Annotated in this window: 23 protein-coding genes; 14 read left to right on the forward strand and 9 right to left on the reverse strand. The window is 66.3% G+C overall.

The genetic code is table 11. The annotated features are described in order from the left end of the window. Positions 1-3 precede the first annotated feature (3 nt). Entirely contained in the window at positions 4-432 is a 429-nt protein-coding gene (locus A5650_RS00085) for an ArsI/CadI family heavy metal resistance metalloenzyme (protein WP_067285057.1), read from the reverse strand. Between the two features lie 98 nt (positions 433-530). On the opposite strand from A5650_RS00085, the gene A5650_RS00090 reads away from it, so the two are divergent. Beyond that, entirely contained in the window at positions 531-893 is a 363-nt protein-coding gene (locus tag A5650_RS00090; protein ID WP_067285059.1) for an Rv2640c family ArsR-like transcriptional regulator, read from the forward strand. 14 nt (positions 894-907) lie between these two features. Here the strand turns inward: A5650_RS00090 and A5650_RS00095 are convergent, their stop codons facing one another. Then, complete coding sequence (locus A5650_RS00095) at positions 908-1,582, reverse strand: hypothetical protein (protein ID WP_082950525.1); 675 nt, start codon at positions 1,580-1,582, stop codon at positions 908-910. Positions 1,583-1,638: 56 nt separating this feature from the next. Here A5650_RS00095 and A5650_RS00100 point away from each other — a divergent pair, with 56 nt between their 5' ends. Further along, a complete protein-coding gene (locus A5650_RS00100) occupies positions 1,639-2,838 on the forward strand; it encodes a phosphotransferase (protein ID WP_067285061.1) in 1,200 nt (399 codons plus the stop codon). Positions 2,839-3,438: 600 nt separating this feature from the next. Next, complete coding sequence (locus A5650_RS00105; protein WP_067285063.1) at positions 3,439-3,858, forward strand: hypothetical protein; 420 nt, start codon at positions 3,439-3,441, stop codon at positions 3,856-3,858. Positions 3,859-3,867: 9 nt separating this feature from the next. Here the strand turns inward: A5650_RS00105 and A5650_RS00110 are convergent, their stop codons facing one another. Then, complete coding sequence (locus tag A5650_RS00110; protein WP_197501749.1) at positions 3,868-4,857, reverse strand: GlxA family transcriptional regulator; 990 nt, start codon at positions 4,855-4,857, stop codon at positions 3,868-3,870. Between the two features lie 87 nt (positions 4,858-4,944). Between A5650_RS00110 and A5650_RS00115 the strand changes: the two genes are divergently transcribed. The 4 genes from A5650_RS00115 (at position 4,945) to A5650_RS00130 (ending at position 7,277) form a co-directional block, all read left to right on the forward strand. Then, the gene (locus tag A5650_RS00115) at positions 4,945-5,598 is read left to right on the forward strand and encodes an HD domain-containing protein (RefSeq protein WP_082950527.1); all 654 of its coding nucleotides are present in this window, start codon (positions 4,945-4,947) and stop codon (positions 5,596-5,598) included. 15 nt (positions 5,599-5,613) lie between these two features. Then, entirely contained in the window at positions 5,614-6,318 is a 705-nt protein-coding gene (locus A5650_RS00120; protein WP_067285065.1) for a nitroreductase family protein, read from the forward strand. Positions 6,319-6,327: 9 nt separating this feature from the next. Then, positions 6,328-6,870, forward strand: coding sequence for a cupin domain-containing protein (locus A5650_RS00125; protein WP_067285067.1), 543 nt, complete (start codon positions 6,328-6,330; stop codon positions 6,868-6,870). A 155-nt stretch (positions 6,871-7,025) separates the two neighbouring features. Further along, positions 7,026-7,277, forward strand: coding sequence for a hypothetical protein (locus A5650_RS00130; RefSeq protein WP_067285069.1), 252 nt, complete (start codon positions 7,026-7,028; stop codon positions 7,275-7,277). A gap of 110 nt (positions 7,278-7,387) precedes the next feature. Here the strand turns inward: A5650_RS00130 and A5650_RS00135 are convergent, their stop codons facing one another. Next, entirely contained in the window at positions 7,388-8,056 is a 669-nt protein-coding gene (locus tag A5650_RS00135) for a VldE C-terminal domain-containing protein (RefSeq protein ID WP_197501750.1), read from the reverse strand. 89 nt (positions 8,057-8,145) lie between these two features. Here A5650_RS00135 and A5650_RS00140 point away from each other — a divergent pair, with 89 nt between their 5' ends. Further along, complete coding sequence (locus tag A5650_RS00140) at positions 8,146-8,916, forward strand: SDR family NAD(P)-dependent oxidoreductase (protein WP_067285074.1); 771 nt, start codon at positions 8,146-8,148, stop codon at positions 8,914-8,916. A 62-nt stretch (positions 8,917-8,978) separates the two neighbouring features. Beyond that, complete coding sequence (locus tag A5650_RS00145; protein WP_067285076.1) at positions 8,979-10,166, forward strand: DUF7159 family protein; 1,188 nt, start codon at positions 8,979-8,981, stop codon at positions 10,164-10,166. Between the two features lie 3 nt (positions 10,167-10,169). Here A5650_RS00145 and A5650_RS00150 read toward each other — a convergent pair whose 3' ends face one another. Beyond that, on the reverse strand, positions 10,170-10,631 hold the full coding sequence (locus tag A5650_RS00150) for a cupin domain-containing protein (protein ID WP_067285077.1): 462 nt from the start codon (positions 10,629-10,631) through the stop codon (positions 10,170-10,172). A 24-nt stretch (positions 10,632-10,655) separates the two neighbouring features. After that, positions 10,656-12,410 (reverse strand): Hsp70 family protein, encoded by a 1,755-nt coding sequence (locus tag A5650_RS00155; protein ID WP_067285078.1) that lies wholly within the window; start codon positions 12,408-12,410, stop codon positions 10,656-10,658. Between the two features lie 110 nt (positions 12,411-12,520). On the opposite strand from A5650_RS00155, the gene A5650_RS00160 reads away from it, so the two are divergent. Beyond that, positions 12,521-14,026 carry an FAD-dependent oxidoreductase gene (locus tag A5650_RS00160; protein WP_067285079.1) on the forward strand — a complete coding sequence of 502 codons (1,506 nt, stop codon included), beginning with the start codon at positions 12,521-12,523 and terminating at the stop codon, positions 14,024-14,026. On the opposite strand, the gene A5650_RS00165 is transcribed toward A5650_RS00160, so the two are convergent. Beyond that, positions 14,010-14,771: a DUF3159 domain-containing protein gene (locus tag A5650_RS00165; protein WP_156743948.1), complete on the reverse strand. Its 762-nt coding sequence runs from the start codon at positions 14,769-14,771 to the stop codon at positions 14,010-14,012. The two genes, A5650_RS00160 and A5650_RS00165, sit on opposite strands and share 17 nt — an antisense overlap. A gap of 46 nt (positions 14,772-14,817) precedes the next feature. On the opposite strand from A5650_RS00165, the gene A5650_RS00170 reads away from it, so the two are divergent. Further along, positions 14,818-15,276, forward strand: a complete 459-nt coding sequence (locus A5650_RS00170) for a nuclear transport factor 2 family protein (RefSeq protein WP_067086101.1) — start codon at positions 14,818-14,820, stop codon at positions 15,274-15,276. 1 nt (position 15,277) lies between these two features. Here the strand turns inward: A5650_RS00170 and A5650_RS00175 are convergent, their stop codons facing one another. After that, a complete protein-coding gene (locus tag A5650_RS00175) occupies positions 15,278-15,931 on the reverse strand; it encodes a L,D-transpeptidase family protein (RefSeq protein WP_067285080.1) in 654 nt (217 codons plus the stop codon). A 108-nt stretch (positions 15,932-16,039) separates the two neighbouring features. On the opposite strand from A5650_RS00175, the gene A5650_RS00180 reads away from it, so the two are divergent. Then, positions 16,040-17,533, forward strand: a complete 1,494-nt coding sequence (locus A5650_RS00180; protein WP_067285082.1) for a bifunctional phosphatase PAP2/diacylglycerol kinase family protein — start codon at positions 16,040-16,042, stop codon at positions 17,531-17,533. On the opposite strand, the gene A5650_RS00185 is transcribed toward A5650_RS00180, so the two are convergent. Beyond that, positions 17,487-18,158, reverse strand: coding sequence for a phosphatase PAP2 family protein (locus A5650_RS00185; protein ID WP_067285086.1), 672 nt, complete (start codon positions 18,156-18,158; stop codon positions 17,487-17,489). The two genes, A5650_RS00180 and A5650_RS00185, sit on opposite strands and share 47 nt — an antisense overlap. A gap of 47 nt (positions 18,159-18,205) precedes the next feature. Here A5650_RS00185 and A5650_RS00190 point away from each other — a divergent pair, with 47 nt between their 5' ends. Then, the gene (locus A5650_RS00190) at positions 18,206-18,688 is read left to right on the forward strand and encodes a hypothetical protein (protein WP_067285088.1); all 483 of its coding nucleotides are present in this window, start codon (positions 18,206-18,208) and stop codon (positions 18,686-18,688) included. A 129-nt stretch (positions 18,689-18,817) separates the two neighbouring features. Next, positions 18,818-19,288 (forward strand): DUF4334 domain-containing protein, encoded by a 471-nt coding sequence (locus tag A5650_RS00195; RefSeq protein WP_067285106.1) that lies wholly within the window; start codon positions 18,818-18,820, stop codon positions 19,286-19,288. The last annotated feature ends 124 nt before the right edge of the window (positions 19,289-19,412 follow it).

Below are 19,412 nucleotides of genomic sequence, written 5' to 3' on the forward strand. Positions count from 1 at the left end.
GGGTCAGCCGCAGCACACAGCGGTGTCGGCGTCGGTCTCGGGAAGTTCAGGGCTGACGCCGAACGCCTCGGAGTCGGCCAGCACGGTGTAAACCTCCCACTTCTCCCCGGCTGGGCCCGTTACCCACACCTTGTCTTGTTTGGCGAAGCAACACGTCGTGCCGATTTCCTCGTCGGTGACGAGTCCTTCCCCTGACAGGCGCGCGATTTCAGCGCGCACTTTCTCGCTGGTCTCGACCTCGACACCGAGGTGGTTGATCGTGCCTCCCCGGCCGGGATTCTCCAGCAGAACCAGTTTGAGCGCTGGCTCCGCGACGGCGAAGTTGGCGTAGCCGTGCTTCACCTTGGCTGGCTGCGTGTCGAACAGCTTGGAATAGAACCCGATGGCCTCGTCGAGATCATCGACGTTGAGGGCCAATTGGATACGGGACATGACTTCCTCCTACCTGTGAGACATATATCGAATTAGTGCGCTGCCGCCATACTGCTCCACCTTTTTGATAAATGTCAAGAAGCTGGCATACTCGAGTCATGCCCAAGGCCTTGCCCACCGTCGACATCTCCGCACCCGTGTGCTGCGCACCTGTTGCCGCTGGCCCGATGAGCGACGAGGACGCACTGCAGGTGGCGCTTCGCCTGAAGGCGCTCGCCGACCCGGCGCGGGTGAAGATCGTGTCGCACCTGTTCGGTTCCGACGAGGGCGAAGAGAACAGCGGCGATCTCGCTAAGGCCCTCGGGCTCACGGAGTCGACGGTCAGCCACCACCTCGGCCAGCTTCGGCGTGCGGGACTTGTGGAGTCGGTCAGGCGCGGGATGAACGTCTACCACCGTCCGCATCGAGACGCCCTCGGCGCGCTGTGCCTCGTGCTCGATCCGAACTGCTGCAGTGGCTAGGTAGACGAAGCCGTCTAGTCGAGTTCGGCGCCGTAGCCGCCGCGCAAATCCTTGTGGGCAGCTTTGAGTGTGCGGTCACAGAGAGCGACCAAAGCGTCTACGTCGAGGTCTGATTCGTCGCCAAGCCGGTCCAGCCAAGCGCATTCTTCTCGCTTCAACTCGGACCACTTCTGGTATCCACCGAAATAGACCGTCTTGTCATCGGGCGGCGGCGCATCGACGACGGTTTGGGCTAGCTGTCTCTTGCAGGAATCGAGCTGCGCCAGCGAGTAGCCATGCTCGCGGAACTGGCGATCCCATTCGTCGAGCAGCAGGTTTGTCAATTCCCGAACCGGTTCTGCAGCGTAGACCATCAACTCCGCAATCCCGTCGTCCAGACCCACGCGCATGCGGAACTCGTAGAGTTCTCTGAGGGTTTCGGCGCGTCTGCGGTTCGGGGTTGCCGGATTGTCTGCCGATCCCAGAGTCTGGGCGCCACGCTTGACGTAATGCGTCGCGGAAATCAGCGACTTCAAGGCGGCCTTCTTGTCGTCCGCCGCTCGCTTCTCGTAATCCAGGATTCGCTCGTGGTCTCGATCTTGTTGCCTGCTACGGGCATCAATCCGCTTCGTCCAGACAGCGACGGTTGCCGTGGAGATAACCGAGGCCAACGGAACCAGACCGGTGGAGATGACGGTCAACCAATTCACGAATTTCGAGGCTACGCGGGACGCCCTGCCGATAAGGCCCGATTAACCTCGAGTGAGTGGCTACTGCGGCACTCGATCTCCTGCTCGGTCCGGAAGGGCCGAATGTGCTGGCCGTCGCGGTCGCCGAATACGACTGCCAACTCCAAGACCTACGCCCAGCGGAAGTCAACGTCGATCCCTCCGGAGCCGCGATCGTGACGTACGTGGCGGACGTGCGCCGCGCCGACAGCACAGTCACGACGGAATTCCTCGGCGCCACAACGGGAAAGCGGATCCCGGCCGGTGCTGCCGTCGTCGCGGGTGAGTACCGCGGCGAGCCGGTCGAGGTCGGTGTCTGGGCCTGGCCCCGTGATCCCGCGCTACCCGCACTGCCGACGGCGAGCACCCCCGCCCTGCTGGCCGAGCTGTTTCGCGAGTCCAGGCTGAGCGAGTCGTCGATGCTCGACATCCGGCCACTGCGGTACCTGCCGTCGCGGCACGCCGTTCTCGAGGTGCACGACGGAGGCTCCCGGTGGTTCGTCAAGGTCGTGCGGCCGTCGGCGGTGGACGATCTCCGCCGTCGGCACGCGATCGCCGGCAGTCATGTGCCCGTTCCTCAGGTCCTCGCTTCGACCGCGGACGGCGTGCTTGTGCTGGAAGAAGCGCAGGGAACTCCCCTGGACGCCCTCATCGCCGACGGTGACGCCGCACTGCCATCCCCCGAGGCGCTGGAATCGGTGCTGAACGCCCTGCCGGACGACCTGATGACCTTCGATCGGGAACCGTCGCATCTGGAGCTGGTCGAATACCACGCGGGCGCACTGCGGCGAGCGGCCGCCGACGAACCCGCGGTGCTGACCCGGCTCACCGAGGTCGTGGACGCCCTGCACTCGGTCGACGTCGAGCGCGAGGAATTGGTACCGGTACACGGCGACTTCCACGAAGGCCAACTCTTCGCCGACAAGGGTGTCGTGACAGCCCTTCTCGACATCGACAGCGCCGGGCCCGGAGAACGGTCTGACGAGTGGGCGACGCTGCTCGCGCATCTGTCGGCGCTGGCGCTCGACGATTCGAGCCAGGAAGTCGCGACCCGATACGCGGACGCGGTCCTCGCCCACGCCGAGCGGCGCCTCCCGGCTCGACAGCTTCGAGAGAGAACGGCTGCCGCGCTGGTCGGGCTGGCGACCGGGCCGTTCCGCCTGCAGCATCCGCAGTGGCCCCTGCACACCTCGACGATCCTGGACGAGGCCATGCGTTGGCTGGCCGACGCGAAATAAGGGTTTGCAGCCCTTGGCATTCCGAGCGAGACTGGACCGTGGGCCGGGGAAGCGAGAACGAATGGGAAGCGAAGGGAAGATCGAAGTGGAACGACCGGCCACCTGGAAAGTCGTCACCGTCGGCGCGGCCCTCACCGGTCTCAGCGTCACGGGCGCCGGCGCCGCCCAGGCCGACAATGGAGCTACCGTCCCCGCCCCTGCATCGGTGAGTGCGGCGGACCTCAACGCACCTCTGCGCCCGCACGGGACCCCTCACTGGTCACCGTGGAGGCCCCATTGGACACCGTGGAAAGTGGTCAATAGTCCGTGGAAGTGCGTCGACAGCCCGTGGAAGTGTGTCCCGCCGTGGTGAAGGCCGGCTGACGGCCGTCCGAAAGATCCGGCCCCACGAGTCCGCGACGTCAACACCCACGTAATGAGGTTTCTGTGAAAGGCCTGCCCGAATAGCTCGAACTCTATGATCACCTACCCGACCGGTACGTAGGCCCCGCCGCGAATCCCCCGTAGATTCCGATTCGGCGTCATCAAGGCCACAACCGGGAATCACGCGCTCGCGCCGCCCAGCCGCCGGGCTGACACGGTCGTTGAATTGCGGTCACTATGACTAAGGCCCTGCACACCCTGGCTACTGCCGTCGCGGCGTCGGCGATCGCGGCCATCGCGCTCGCCGGCCCGGCGAGCGCCGATTCACCGCTGCTGAACGGAACCTACGGATCCACCGACGGCGACCCCTACAACGTGTGGACCTTCGCGACGAGCTGCGGCGCCGGCGGATGCACGGGCACGGTCGCCAGCAACCAGGGCTGGACCACGCCCACCACGCTGACCGGCGGCCGCTGGACCTTCACGGTGTCCAAGCCCGGCGGTCTCACTTGCGATGACGGGCACTACGAGCCGGCCGTGGTGTCACTGTCGGTGGACCCCGCAACCCTCAGTGGTGTGCTGACCTCGGACTCGAACTACGGGTGCGCGGGCGGCATCGTGACCCAGACCCCGTTCCAGCTGAAAAAGCTCGGCTGACGTCGCACCTCAGCCCCGAATGGCGGTGCGGAATCGGTCGCGGTACGCCTTCGGGGACACGCCCAGGTGCTCGACGAATGCTCGCCGGAGAGTCTCCGTGCTGCCGAACCCGGCCAGGTGCGCCGTGTCGGTCACGGTGCGTCCGGCGTCGAGCGCCGCGCGGGCGGCGTCGATGCGAATCATCTCGACGTATTCTGCGGGACTCATCCCGAGTTCCGAGCGGAACAGCCGCGTCAACTGACGTGTGCTCAGCGAAGCCCGCACGGCAAGGGATTTCACGCTGTGGTCGGCGGCGGGATTGGCGGCGATCGCCTCCGTGACGGCTCGAAGCGCGGACTGCGGCGGCGGATTCGCCTCGATGAGCGCGGAGAATTGTGATTGTCCGCCAGCCCTTTTGAGGTAGACGACCAACCAGCGGGCCACGTCGCGGACGAGGTCGACGCCGTGGTCCTGTTCCACCAGCGCGAGGGCGAGGTCGATGCCCGACGACACCCCCGCCGAGGTGAAGACGTCGCCGTCGCGGACGAACAGGGCGTCGGGCTCGACGGTGATGTCGGGGAACAGTCTTGCCAGCCTTCGGGTTTCGCGCCAGTGCGTGGTGGCGCGTCGACCGCTGAGAAGCCCCGCCTGGGCCAGGATGAACGACCCCGTGCAGATCGAGCCGAGCCGCCGAGTGCGACTCGCCACCGATTTCACCGCCTCGACGAGTGCGGGGTCGATGGGCCGCGAGGGGATGCTGTCACTGCCCGCGACCAGAACCGTGTCCGCGGATTCGATGGACGCGATGCTGTCGGTCACCCCCATGCGGATCCCGACCGACGTCGCGACGTCACACCCGTCCACTGACGCGACCCTGATGTCGTAGTCGCCGCCGAACCGGTTGGCCTCGGCGAAGACCTCTCCCGCTCCGGCGACGTCGAGCATGGTCACGTCGTCGAAGACGACGATCACCACCACCCGTGAGCGGGCATCCGAAACCACACCGTCATTGTGTCGCATTTTGTGGGGCGAACGGCTCAATCACCGTGTGCGCACGACCCCTCGCCTGCGTTGACTCGAAACGAAGTAGTCCAACAGAGGAGGCTGATGATGAGTACCCAATCGATCCAGTCGATCGCCGGCATAGCGATCCCCGACAGTGCACTGGTGCGCGCGGCGACCGAGTACATCCGCGATGCCGAGGACGATCTGCTGTTCGACCATTCGCGCAGGGTGTTCCTCTTCGGAGCGCTGAGGGGCAGCCGATTGGGCCTGCAGCCCGACCTCGAGCTGCTCTACGTGGCCGCGATGTTCCACGATCTCGGGCTCACCGAGCGCTACCGCACCTCGGAGCTGCGCTTCGAGGTCGACGGCGCCAACGCGGCGCGGGATTTCCTGCTGCAGCACGGCGTCGAGGACGCCGACGTGCGCAAGGTGTGGTTGGCGATCGCCCTGCACACAACACCGGGCGTTCCGCAGTTCCTCGAACCCGAAATCGCGTTGGTGAACGCCGGCGTCGAGACGGATGTCATCGGCATCGGGCGCGCGGAGCTTTCCCCGGAAGCGGTCGACGCGGTGACGGCGGCCCACCCGCGTCCCGACTTCAAGAACCGGATCCTCGCCGCCTTCAACGACGGAATGAAACACCGGCCGGACACCACTTTCGGAACGATGAACGACGACGTGCTGGCGCACTTCGACCCGACGTTCGAGCGGCAGGACTTCGTCGACCTCATCCTGACCAACAGCTGGCCCGAGTAGCGGAGGATTACGGAAATGGACATCCACGAAGCGCTGTACACCACACGGATGATGCGGCGACTGCGGCCCGATCCGATTCCCCTCGAGACGCAGGCCCGAATTCTGGACGCGGCTGTTCGCGCGCCGAACGGCGGCAACACCCAACGTTGGCATTTCGTCGCCGTCGACGATCCCGAACTCATTCGCGAGTTCGCGAAGCTGTTCCGGCAGGCGCGCGACCTCGAATACGAGAAGTTCACGACCGGGACCGGGCCCATGGTTGCGACGGCTCCCGGCGCGGACGGCGCCGCGCACGTCGAGACCATGCGGCGGATGAAGGGCTCAGGGAACTATCTGGCCGACCACTTCGAAGAAGTGCCCTTGCTGCTGTTCGTCTTCGCAATCGACGATTTGGGCGGCGCCAACATCTATCCCGCGATTTGGAGCGCACTGCTCGCGGCCCGCGCCGAGGGTGTCGGCGGCGTCATGACGATGGTGCTCCGCAACTTCGAGGACCGGGTGAACGAGATGCTCGGCGTCCCCGTTAGCGAGGGCTGGAGGATGTCGGCAATGCTGGCCCTCGGCTATCCCCTGGGCAAGTGGGGTGTGGCGGCCAATCGCCGTCCCGTGCACGAGGTTTCATCGCGCAACCGATGGGATGCCCCGTTCGGTGTGCAGGTGCCGCAGCCGTTGTGGCCCACTCGAGACACAGCTGGGGCCGGCCTGGCCGCCGTGAGTTGAGGAGCAGACATGTCGAAAACAGAATCCGCCATGCTGACCGTGATGCAGCCCAGCGAGGGCGATGTCGTGTCCATCCCGGGCTTTGGAGCGGTATTCAAGCTGACCAGTCGCACCACCGGCGGCTTGGTGTCGATCGTCGAGCATCCGTTCCCGTTAGGCGCGATCACCGCGGCGCACAGGCACACACGCGAGGATGAGCACTCCTATGTGCTCGCGGGCGAGATCGGCTTCCGATCCGACGACAGCGAAGTGGTACTCGGCCCTGGCGGTTACATCACCAAGCCGCGCGGGCAGATGCATGCCATGTGGAACGCCGGGAACGAGCCCGGGCGCATCATCGAAGTCATCACTCCCGGCGGAGGATTCGAGAACTACTTCCGCGAACTGGGCGAACTGCTCATGTCCGGCCAAGCCGCGGTCGCATCCGGCGCCCCCCTGCATGAGTCTGCCGAATTCAAGGAGTTGGCAACCAAATACGGCCTGACGTACGGCACGCCGGACTGGATGGACGACGTCGTTCGCCGGTACGGATTGTCCCCGGCGACACATTGACAGACGTTCTTACTCCAGGGCGAACTTGACGCCGACGTACCCGTCTCGAAACCCTGTGCAGGGAGGACCCATCGGGGATAGTCTCGATTCAGCCTCGCAGCGAGCGCTTCGAATTAGCAAAGCCTTCTCGCTGAGGCTGTCGAAGGAGGTGTCGAGTGTTCGATCTGTCAAATCCTTCTAGCCGACGCCTCGGTCTGGCGATCGTCGGCGTCGCGTTCGCCGCGACCCCCGTCATCACCGCACTGGGCGGCGGACCTGCCCAATCGGTCGCCGAGCCGGGCTGCAGCGGCAGCGAATCCATCGTCGACGGGACGCCGACGTGTGTGCCCGCACCCGCTGCCCCGGGGGTGTCCAACGTGCAGCCGCCCCCCGTCGACACCCAACAGCAGGACGGCGGGCACCACTAGTGCTCCTAGCGCGCGGCGCCGTCGCTTTACGCCAATCGTGAACCGTCGGCCGCCGCCACGTGTCGCCCCGCGGTGTCACTGTGCAGACCCCGGTTGACTAAAAGCGAGACTCAGCGCAGGTAAGTTTCGTCGCCCGTCGGGTAACCGCCACCGCGAGTCGTGACGTGGACGTGGTCGTAGTGGCCGTATCCGCCGCGCTGCGCGCCATCAGGCGTGTAGTACACCCCGCGCCAGATCGCGTCCTGCAAGTCGAACCGCTTGGCGTTGCGCAGCACGTAGGACACGATCTCGTCGCCCAGCGCAATCCCCTCGGCGCTGCTGGGGTTCGGGATCATCACGTCGAGGGCTAGTCCGTTGGGATGCCACCGCAGCGAATCCGGGCGCACCCCCCCGATATTGCTGATCTCAGGGAAGGCCTCAGTGATCGCCCGCGACGCCAGGATCGTCTTGACCTGCAGGCCGCGCTCGGGCGCGATGCCCACCGGAAGGGACCGGTCAACGGTGCGGTAGCGGGCCGCTGCGACCGTGGGGTCGGGCGCCACGCCCAGGCTGGCGTGCCCGATCACGGCCGCCGGCGCGATCGCCGGGGCGGCGACGATCTCCAGACAACACGGTTTCGCGTCGGCGGGTTCTTCGACGACCGGCTTGATCTCCGGGGCGGGCCGGGCCGAAAAATGGACGTCTCCGCCGACCGCGAAGAAGAGGGCAGCCGGAGCGAGCATTGCAGCCACGCCCATCGGTGACGTGCGCCGCTTCTTGGCTACGGAGTGCCGTCCCACGCAGGGTTGTATATCAAACCGTTACATTTGCCGCAATCCGAGGCGATCGGCCGAAGTGGCCGCTCAGACGGGGAGGATCATCTCCGAACGTGACGAGATTGCTCGATAACAAGGTCATCATCGTCGCCGGTCTCGGCGGCATCGGCAACGGTCTCGCGCACCGGTTCGCCGACGAGGGAGCCCGTCTCGTAGTCGGCGATATCGACGCTGACCTGGTACAACGCCTCGTCGCCGAGATCGATCCGGCCGGCGAGCGGATCCGCGGGACGCATCTCGACGGGACCGACGAGCAGTCCGTCGTCTCGGCGGTCGCGCTCGCCGTCGACACCTTCGGTCGCCTCGACGGCATGCATGTGAACTTCACCAATGCAGCCGACGCCTATCTCCCCGGCGGTGTGGTGGAGCTGCCGCTCGAAGCCTTCGACGAAGTGATGCGCGTCAACACCCGCGGGTTCGTCATCTGCGCCAAACACGCCATTCCGGCGATGGTCGAGGGCGGCGGCGGTTCGATCGTCTTCACTGCTTCCATCGACGCCTACAACGGTGCTAGCACGCGCGTGTCCTACGCGATGAGCAAGGCCGCCGAGTTGGCCCTGATGCGACACATCGCCCGCCGATACGGGCCGAAGGGCATCCGATGCAACGCGATCGCGCCCGGCTTGATCTGGCACTACAAGTTCGATGAGCAACCGATGCCCGACGGCGTCGTCGAGCAGGCCCGCGCGCGGCAGATGATTAAGTCCCGGTTCGGGGCACCCGACGACGTCGCGGCGTTGGCCACCCTGCTGCTCTCCGACGACGGCAGCTTCATCACCGCGCAGACCATCAGCGTGGACGGTGGCGTGACGTTGCGGCCCTGATATACGCCCCGGCGGTAGGGGTAATCTCGGGACCTCATTCATCGCAAGAACGGGGACAAGATATGGACCTCGTGCTCGGCCTGTCGATGACGTCCAGCACGGTTCGGTGGGTCCTCGTCGAGGGCACCACCGGGGAAGGCGCCACCGTCGACCGCGGTTCGTTCGACTTCGACGCTGCGGTCGATCCCGACGACCTCCTCAATGTGGCGCTCGCCGACGTCTCCGACAGCCCCATCCACGCCATGGGCGTCACCTGGACCAACGAGGCAGAGGATGTCGCGTCCGGTGTGTTGAGCGCCCTCATCGCGCGGGGGTACGACAACGCGATCGCGATCTCCGAGCTGGAGGCGGGCGACGTGCTGGCCGCGGGCATCGCCGAGATCGCCGACTACGACGACGTCGCGGTATGCATCGTCGAACCCGACGCCGCGGTGGTCGCGATGGTCAACGGCGAGCGCGTGACCGTCGACCGCATCGCCAGACCCCTCGACGGCGCGGACGTGGTCGAGCTGCCCAGCAGCGTGATCGCCATGCTCGAACTCAACGAATGGCAGCCGCAGTCAATCTTCGTGGTCGGTTCGGCCCGCGACGTGGATCTGATCACCTCCACGCTCGGCAACGTGACGGACTCACCGGTCTTCTCCGCCGCGGAGGCCGACTTGGCCCTGGCCCGCGGAGCGGCGCTGGCAGCGGCGCGCGCGGTCAACCGGTTGGACGCCAAAGTCGCGAAGGGGCCGTCGAAGATCGGCGCGCTGACGTCGGTGCTCGCCGCGGCGGTGGTGGCGTTCGTGGTGTCGACGTCGGCTGCTGTGGGCTTGAGCCTCACCGGCGACCGGGACTCCGCCCATCGGGGTGTGCAGGAAGATTCCGTCGCAGGCGAGACCGCCCAAAAGATCGAGAACACGATCGACGGAAAGAAGGCGACGACGCCGGCCGAGGCGAGGCCGGTCGTCGCACAGACAATCGCCGAGGCCGCACCTCCGCCGCCAGCGGCACCCGTCGTCGAACCGGTCTACGAACCGCCGGCCTACGTTCCGCCGGCAGCGGAGTACACCGCACCCGAGCCGGCCTACACACCGCCGACGCCCGCCGAGGCTCCTCCGGCTTACACCCCGCCCCCGGTCTATGCGCCTCCGCCGGCGCCCGCCTACGTGCCGCCGCCGCAGAAGCCGCGCCTACGCGACCGCATCATCGAGCGGATCCCGATCATCAACCGGTTCCACGAACCGGAATATCCGTACGGCCGCTAGCCGCTAAGGGCAAGCGGCGGGCGCATCGTCACGCACCGCGCGATCGGCGGGCAACGTATAAGTGACCGTCGCTTCCGCGTGGTGAAATCCCTTGTTCGACACCACATGTGGAACGCCGGCGGGGACGAATATGGCTTGCCCGGCACTGAATACCACCGGAGCGCAACCGCCGCCGACGGTCTGCAGGGTCACCTCGCCGCCGTTGATCACCGAGTACTCCGGGCCGGGATGGGTGTGCCATCCGCTGCTCGACGCCGGGGCGAGCACCAGGTTCTGCACGTAAAGGGTCGTCGGCTGACCCACGGAGACGATCGCGATGGGAGCGTCGGTCGTGCCCTCGGCGAGGTCCGTGCGCTCGATGTCGCCCTCCGCGGGTGTCGCATTCACGGCCGGCGCGATCGCCATGGTTGTGATCACCAGAGCCTCGATCGCCAGAGCCGCGGCAACGGTAGATAACCGGTTCATCGCCGCATTATCCGACAGTCGGGCCTACGGCACCGGCTGGTAAGGATTCTGCGGCACCTGGATGGGGATCGGAACCGGCACGAACGGCACGGTCAGGTAGGTGGTCGTCATCGCCGTGGTGGTAGGCGTCGTCGTGGTGGTCGGAGCCGTGGTGGTCGTCGACGGCGTCGTCGTCGTGGTTGTCGTCGTGGTTGTCGTCGTTGTGGTGGTAGTGGTCGTCGGCGGGGTCGTGGTGACCGTCGTCGTCGGCGGCGGAGGCGGTGGCGGCGGGGGTGCTTCGGTGGTCACCGGCGGCGGTGGTGCGAGTGTGACGGTCTCGACGGGCGGCGGCGGCGCCTCGGCGGTGACGGGTTCGGGCTGTGGTGCCGACGGCGGCGGCACGGGCCGGGTGCGCGGAGCCTCGGTCACGCCGGTACTGCCGGTGGCACTGGTCAGTGCGATCGCCACCCCGCCGACGGCGACCACCGCCACGGCCGCCGCGACGCCGAACACCAGACCCGGTATCCGCTGCCAAAGCCGGGGTTCGTCGATCGGCCCCGTCGCGGCCACGTACTGCACGGGCGGTCGCATCGATCCGGTGTCGTAGGGGGCTTCGTACACTCCCGACCCGGTGAACGGCAGCGGTTCGTCGGCGGCGTCGTCCTGCGACCAGGCCAACGCGTTGGAATTCTCCGACGCGGGCAAATCGACCGGCACCACCGGCGCCAAGCCCGTCGGGGCGTCCGCAGAGGCTACCGGGGCCAAGCCCGTCGGGGCGTCCGGAGACGCGACCGGTGCCATGCCGGTGCGGGCTTCGGCGGCCGACGTATACGCGCCGATCACCGCGGCACCCGTTGCCGCGTCGACACCCGGACCCGTCGTGGCGATCACCGACATGCCGGTGTGCTCGGCCAACCGCCGTCGCACGAACGGAATAGCCGCACCGCCTCCGACAGCGACCAAAGCGGCGACGTCCTGCCAGCCAATCCTGTTGCGCTGCAACGTGTCATCCAACGCAGCCAAGACGCCGGTGAACGGTGTGGCGATGAGCGCCTCGAGCTCGTCGCGAGTCACGCGGATCGCCGCGCGATGGCCCGGCAGCACCGCGTCGAGGTCGATCGACTCCTGGAACGAGAGGTTTTCTTTGGCGTCGCGGCACTGCTCGCGCAGACGCGACAGTGACGCCACGGCGGCCGTGCTCGTTGGATCGACCCCGCCCGTCGCTGTTAGTCCGTCGAGGACGTGAGCGAGCAGCACCTGATCCACCAGCGTGCCGGAGAACTCGGTGTGACGCGTGGACTCGTCGATGGGCTCGAATGCATCGCCGGCATCCGCCAGCGTGATGCTGGTGCCGCCACCACCGAAGTCCACGAGCGCCACCACTCCCTGGGCCGGCAGGCCGGGCTGTTCCGATAGCGCGGTGAGCGACGCTTTGGCGTCGGAAACGAGTCGCACCCGCGTTCCGTCCGCCCCCAGGACGGGATGGCTCCGCATCGCCGTGCGCACGGTGCGCAGGGTGGCAGGTCCCCAATACGCCGGCACCGCGACCGTGACGTCGTCGGTTGCCGAACCGCTCGCGTCGACAAGCTCGGCCAATGCGGCGACCAGCAACCGGTCGGCCGAATGCGACGACCCGTCCGCGGCGACCAGAGGCACCGCGTCCCCCACCCGCTCGACGAAGCCAGACATCAGCGCGCCGTCCGGCAAGGCGAATACCGAACGACGAATCACGGGTTGATTGCCGATGCGCACCGCGACCAAGTTCGTCGTCCCGATCGACAACCCCAACGGGTCGCTCATAACGGACCACACGATAGTCGTCCGGACACAGCGAACCTGTCAGACACTCCGTGCGAACCCCGTTCGGCCGCCGCCGTTTTGGGGTGCACCAAACGGGTACCTGAAATGCCATGACATCTCTCTGGCTAGCAAACCGCGTCGAGCGCCCGGCACCGGCCGATCCGCTGGTCGAATCGGACCGGTCCGCCGACGTCGTAGTGGTCGGGGCCGGCATCACCGGGCTCATCACCGCTGTGCTGTTAGCGCGCGCCGGCAAGGACGTGCTGGTGCTCGAAGCGCAACGCGTGGGGGCCGGGGCCACCGGGAACACCACAGCCAAAATCAGCCTGCTGCAGAGCACCAAGCTGTCGAAGATCGTTTCCAAGCACGGTCCGCAGACCGCGAAACAGTACGTCGAGGGCAACCGCGAGGGCCAGGAGTGGCTGGTTGCGCACTGCGAGGCGCACGGGTTGTCGGTGCAGCGCGAGGACGCCTATACCTATGCGCAATCCGAGAAGGGTGTCCCCTCGGTGCGGGCAGAACTCGAGGCGTGTCAGGCCGCGGGGTTGGACGCCGACTGGGTCGACGACGCCGATGTGCCGTTCCCGTTTCACGGCGCAGTGCGACTGGCCGACCAAGCGCAGTTCGACCCGATGCCGCTGCTGGACAGCCTGGTGGTCGAGCTCGACGAGCGCGGTGGACGGCTGACGCAAGGTGTTCGGGTACAAAAGGTTTCGAACGAGGGCGACAAGCTCGCGCTCGGTGTGCGGACCACCGACGGCGAAGAATTCGACGTGCACACCGATCAATGTGTTCTCGCGACGGGCATCCCGATCCTGGACCGCGGCGGTTTCTTCGCCCGCCTCAAACCACAGCGTTCCTACTGCATGGCCTACAAGGTGCCCGGAACCATCACGCGCGGCATGTACATCTCCGCGGATTCGCCGACCAGGTCGCTGCGTTATGCGCCGACACCCGACGGCAACCGGCTCATCGCCGGTGGGGCCGGACATCCGGTCGGCCATGAGAAGAGCCCAGCGTCGTCGGTGCAGGAACTCGACCAGTGGACGAAGCTGCACTTTCCGGGTGCCATGCAGACCCATTACTGGTCGGCACAGGACTACTCGCCGATCGACGAGCTGCCCTACGTGGGGCCGATCCTGCCCGGTAACGACAAGATCTTCGTGGCAACGGGTTTCGACAAGTGGGGTATGACCAACGGAACCGCTGCCGCGCTCGCGCTGTCGAGCCGCATCCTCGGCGGCAGGATGGACTGGGCCGAGGCGTTCGCCAGTTGGAGCCCGCACGAATTGTCAGGCATCCCGAAGGCGATGCAGACCAACGCGCAGGTGGCGCTCTACCTGACCCGCGGGTGGATCACGCCGGTCACCCGCATGCTCAACCGGACCCCCGAAGAAGGCGGTGTGGTCAGTGGCCCGCCTTGGGACCTGGAGGCGCGAAGTGTGGTCGACGGCCGCGAATATCGCGTCTCGCCGGTGTGCCCGCACCTGGGCGGCATCGTCAACTGGAACGACGCCGATGAGTCGTGGGAATGCCCGCTGCACGGGTCGCGCTTCGCACCCGACGGAACCCTTCTCGAGGGCCCCGCAACTCGCAATCTCACTGCGGCGCGGTAGATACCGGATTCTCGGGCAGCAACTTGCGGACGGCGATCGACCCCACGATGCCGATGGCGATCAGCGCGATTGCGACGGTGTCGGACGTCGAATCCGACACCCAGCCGATGATTCCGGTGACGGTGAGGAACGGCGGAAGCCAATCAATGGCGCCCGACCACGAGTCCGACTCCCCCGTCGCGTAGTCGGGATAGAACTCGGTGAACGACGCGGCGAAGACCAGCGCGCCGATGGGGATGATCCATGCGGTCCAGAAGTTGTCGTTGTCGCGCAGGACGGCGTCACCGATCCCGCCCGAGATGGCCGACACCACAAACGCGGCAGCCCACGCTCCGGTGATCGCGAAGTTGATGCGGCGAAACGGTGGCGTGTCCCAGTACTCGCGCGGCGTCGTGTCCTTCGCGTAGGCCATGGTGAACGGACGCCGGACGATCAGCGTGCCGACGGCGAATACGGCCAGCACGATGTTACTGAGCTCGCCGGACCACAGCTGAAGCCAATCGATCACCCGATCCGGCGCGAGCAGGCCGAGCACGGCCAGGACGCCGAAGTAGGCGATCGTCAGCGCCTCGAGGGAGTGGACGGGCACCCCGCGGCGGGTGCCGACCCACAGCGTGAGTAGGGCGAGGCCGAGTGCCGCCGAGGCGGCTTCCTCGAAACGGCCGGGACCTGCGACGACGGCCATGAGGATCCACGGCGCCAGCCCCGCGAACGGAGATTTGACGTAGGCGTCGACGAATTTCATGTCCGGACTGTACGCGGTGCGGACGGGTTGTGCTGCAATGTCGGGCATGGGTGACATCGATGAGATCCAGCAAGTGAAGTTCCGTTATCTGCGCGCGCTCGACACCAAGCACTGGGACGAGTTCGCCGACACCCTCACCGAGGACGTGGTTGGCAAGTACGGCGAGTCGATCGGCGAGGAGCACCACTTCACCAACCGCGACGAGTTGGTCAAGTTCATGCGGAACTCGCTGGGTCCCGAGATCATCACCGAACACCGCGTCACCCATCCCGAGATCACCGTCGACGGCGACGAGGCGACGGGCACGTGGTACCTGCAGGACCGGGTGATCGCACCGGACTTCAACTTCATGCTGATCGGTGCCGGCTTCTACCACGATCGGTATCGGCGTACCCCCGACGGTTGGCGGATCAGCGAGACGGGATACGACCGCACGTACGACGCGTCGATGTCGCTGGAGGCGCTGAATTTCAAGGTGAAAGCCGGTCGGGCACTGAACATCTGACTCACTGAGCGATCGCGATCAATGCGCCGGGCCTCAGCCAGCGCATGATTTCGACCAGCTTGCCGTCGTCGATGGCCACGCATCCTGCCGTCGGTCCGCCGTCGGTGGCGTGCAGGAAGAAGGCACCGCCGTTGCCCGGAACCCGCGCCTTGTTGACGCCCATCACGACGGCGTGGACGTATTGCGGGATCTGGAGGTTCTCGGTGCCGCTGGCCGGGTCGGTGTCGAACGGGCACTGCGCCTTCTTGCAGACCTGCATGGTGTTGTAGGTCGGGCTCTTCATGTCGCCGTCCCACCAGTGGTCGGGTCCGACCTGCATGTACGGTAGACCCCCGCCGGGGTTCGGCGCGGTGCCGAAAGCGAAGTCGAGCGTGAAAATGCCCATCGGCGTTTTCATTTCGCCGTCATGGGTTTCCGGCGCCATACCTTTGGCGCCGATCCAGGCCGGGATGCCGGCCGCGACCGGTTGCCATCCCGCGCCGGTCCGTTGATAGACGTCCATCTTGGCTTTCGAACCGCCCACGCCGACAACGGAAATCACCTGGGTGGCGTTGCCGACCGATTGCGCGAACCAGGGAACGGTCTGCGCCTGGCCGACCGGCGCCGACGCGAGGGCGATCAGTCCCGCGCACAGCAGGGTCAGCAGTCGGCGCACCGACGCATGCTAAGTCGCGGCGTGCTGTGGGAACCGTATGCCACGCGGTCCCGTGACTGATCGGCGATGACACGATTATTTTTCGACCCCGGTGGATACGTTGGGGAGATGGATGTTGCCCAGGTGGTCCGCCGCCCCGCCGGCTTTCGGCGAATCACGCACGGTCTCGGCGCACTGGACCGGGAGATCTTCGACGCGGTCGCCGAGTCCCCGACGCCGCTGCTCGACACCCTCATGCCGCCGCTGACCCGGGCGGCCGACCACTCGAAGCTGTGGTTCGCCATCGCGGCAGCTTTGGCCGCGACGCGCAACCCGAGTGCGCGGCGCGGTGCGGTGCGCGGCGTGATGACGCTGGCGGCGACGAGCCTGATCACCAACCAGGGCGCCAAACGGATCCGTAGGCGGTCGCGCCCGCAGTTCACCTCCGTGCCGTTGGTGCGCCGCACGCGTCGTCAACCGACGTCCAACTCGTTCCCGTCGGGGCACTCCGCGAGCGCGGCCGCGTTCGCGGTGGGAGTCGGGTTGGAGAGCGCCTCGCTCGGGCTTCCGCTGGCGCTTCTGGCCGGGCTCGTCGGGCTGTCCCGCGTGGCGGTGGGCGCGCACTACCCCGGTGATGTGATCGCGGGGTTCGGCCTCGGTGCGGCGGTCGCGGTGCTGGGCGGGCGAATCGTGCCGCCGGCGGTGCCGACGAGGCTTCCAACCGCCGATCCGCTGCGAGTGGACACCCCGCCGCGACCGGACGGCGCTGGTGTGGTGCTGGTCGTGAACCCGGCTTCCGGCAGCGGAACCGGATCGGACATCATCGACGAGGTCCGAAATGCGTTGCCGCGCGCGGAAGTTGTGGAGCTCACCGATGACGACGACATCGCGGATGTGCTGCGCTCGGTAGCGCAGCGCGCGGAGGTCCTGGCGATCGGTGGCGGCGACGGGACGGTCTCGTGTGCGGCGGCGGCGGCGATTGAAGCAGGGGTGCCGCTGGCGGTGTTCCCGGGTGGGACGTTCAACCACTTCGCGAAGGACATCGGTTGCGACACCGTGGAAAAGACGGTCGAAGCGATTCGGCAGGGTAGCGTCGCGTGCGTCGACATGGTGTGCCTGAACGAAAAGCAGATGGTCGTCAACACGGCGAGCATCGGCGCATACCCCGCGTTCGTCCGGACGCGGGAGAAGTATGAACACAAGATCGGCAAGCCGCTGGCCGGGCTGTACGCGATGTATCACACATTGCGCCACGAGCAGCCGGTTCGCATTCGCTACGACAACAAGACGTTGCAGACGTTCCTGTTCTTCCTCGGCAATTCGGCTTATCTGCCTTCGGGATTCGCGCCGTCGAGGCGGGATCGCATGGACGACGGCCTGATGGACGTCCGCATCTTGGAGACCGGCCACCGGTTCAGCAAGCTGCGCATCCTCCTGGCCGTCACACTCGGCAGGCTCGTACGCAGTCCCTTCTACCACGAGATGCGGGTGCCCGAATTCGAGTTCACCGCGGTCGACGGGCCCACGCTGCTCGCCCACGACGGCGAAGTCGGAACCGAGTGCACGACGGCGAGCTTCAGCGTGCGATACCGGGCGCTTCCGGTATTTCGCCTGCTTCCGTGACGGGGCGCGACGGCGCAACGAGCAACAGACAGAGCACGAAATACGCGTAGCCCAAGGCCCATCCAGCCACGACGTCCGACGGATGGTGCACGTTCAACACCACGCGGCCGATGCCGATGGTGATGACGACGATCGCCCCGGCGGCGATGAGAACGGCGCGTACCGGCGGGCGGGTGATGGGTAGTCCGACGGCTAACAGTGCGAGAACGGCAACGATCACCCCGAGGGCATGGCCCGAGGGGAACGAGGTCCCCAAGGCGGTGACGAAGGCGGTGGACGGACGGGGACGATCGGCCGCCGCCTTGGCGATCTCGGTCACGAGTCCGGCCAATTCGACGGTCACGATCAGAAATACCGCGATCCGGATCTGGCGGCGTACAAAGGCGACAACGATGAGGACAACGGTTACGAGGCGGAAGGCAGCGGGGCCCAGGACGGTGCAGAAGACGTCCCACCCGTGCACCCAGCCAGGACGGCCTTCGCCGTGGCGGTGGAAGGTGTTGAGCGCGGCGGAATCGACGTCGGCCAACCATGTCCAGTGATGCGCGAAACCGACCCATAGCACGGCGTATAGCCCGACCGCGGTTAGCGCCGACATCACCAGCCAGCGCCTGTGTGATCCCATCGTCCACCTCTACCACGCGGATCGACGGGCCATTAGGGTGACTGCTCATGGCGGTGTTCGTGCGCAAGCTGCTCCGTATCGGCGGGTTGCCCGAGGATCTGCGGGCAGAGTTGGAGGCCGAGGGCGTCCTCTTCCTCGCCGAATACATCGCGGTGACCCGACGGTTCAGCGGAAAGATCCCGGGACGACGAGCGAGCGCGAATGTCACGAGTTATGTGGGCTCGCTCGCGCTGACCAATCAGAGGGTGCTCGGCACGCTGTCGACGGTACCGAAACTGGCGGGCCGGACGATAGACCAGCGCTGGGACGCTCCCCAATCGGGAAATGTCGCGGCGGAACTGACCTCGGCGGGTATGCACATCGATGTCGACATCGCTGCGGTGGATTCCCGCTTCATTGGCCAACTTTCGTTGAATTACAAAGTCGCCATCCCCGAGGATGTACTCGCACGGATGCCCCGGCGATCGCTGTCCTTCGACGTCCCACCTGAGTACGTGTTTCGCGCCGTGGGCGTGCCCTACCACCCCTAGAGGCCCTGGCCGGTCAACACTTCAGGTGCAAATTCGCCCCCGACCCGTACATGTGGGGGCAATACTGGACCGACGATCCTCACCGCCGCGTGATGGGAGAGCGCCGTGAGCGATGAACTGGCCCGGAAGATGTTCACCGAGTTCAAAGAGCGCGCGGGTCAGCGGCTTGTCACGGGGCCGAAGCGCGTATTCGTTCCGAATGCTGAACTCGACGCGTTCTGGGCGACGTTGGAGCCCGCGACGATCGATTTCATGATCGGCGAATGGGAAGGCGGCGAATTCGACACCGGTCACCGGGAAAACGGAACGTTGGCCCTCATCAACTGGTTCGGCAAGACCTTCATCTCCGCGACCGACGTGAAACCACTGGTCTGCCTGGACAAGAACGGCAACAAGTACTCGAACACCGAGAACGGCGAAGGAAGCCTCTGGATGGAGGAGTTTCGAGGTGAGGTCACCGCCACGATGGTGTTCGACGGACAGCCCGTCCACGACCACTTCAAGAAGATCGACGACCGCGCCGTGATGGGCATCATGAACGGTAAGAACGCCCTCGACAACGGTCGCCACGCTTACTTCTATCTCGAACGCGTCTCCTAGAACGGCGGCGGCCGATTGCGTTCGTCGGCGTAGGGCTGGTTTCGGCGGCGTTCGGCTTCGATTGCCGCAATGCGGTTCTGTTCGCGGGTTCGTGTGCGGCGCGGCATTTTCAGGGTGCGCGCCG

This window comes from Mycobacterium sp. 1164985.4, from assembly GCF_001668575.1.
Lineage (GTDB): Bacteria > Actinomycetota > Actinomycetes > Mycobacteriales > Mycobacteriaceae > Mycobacterium.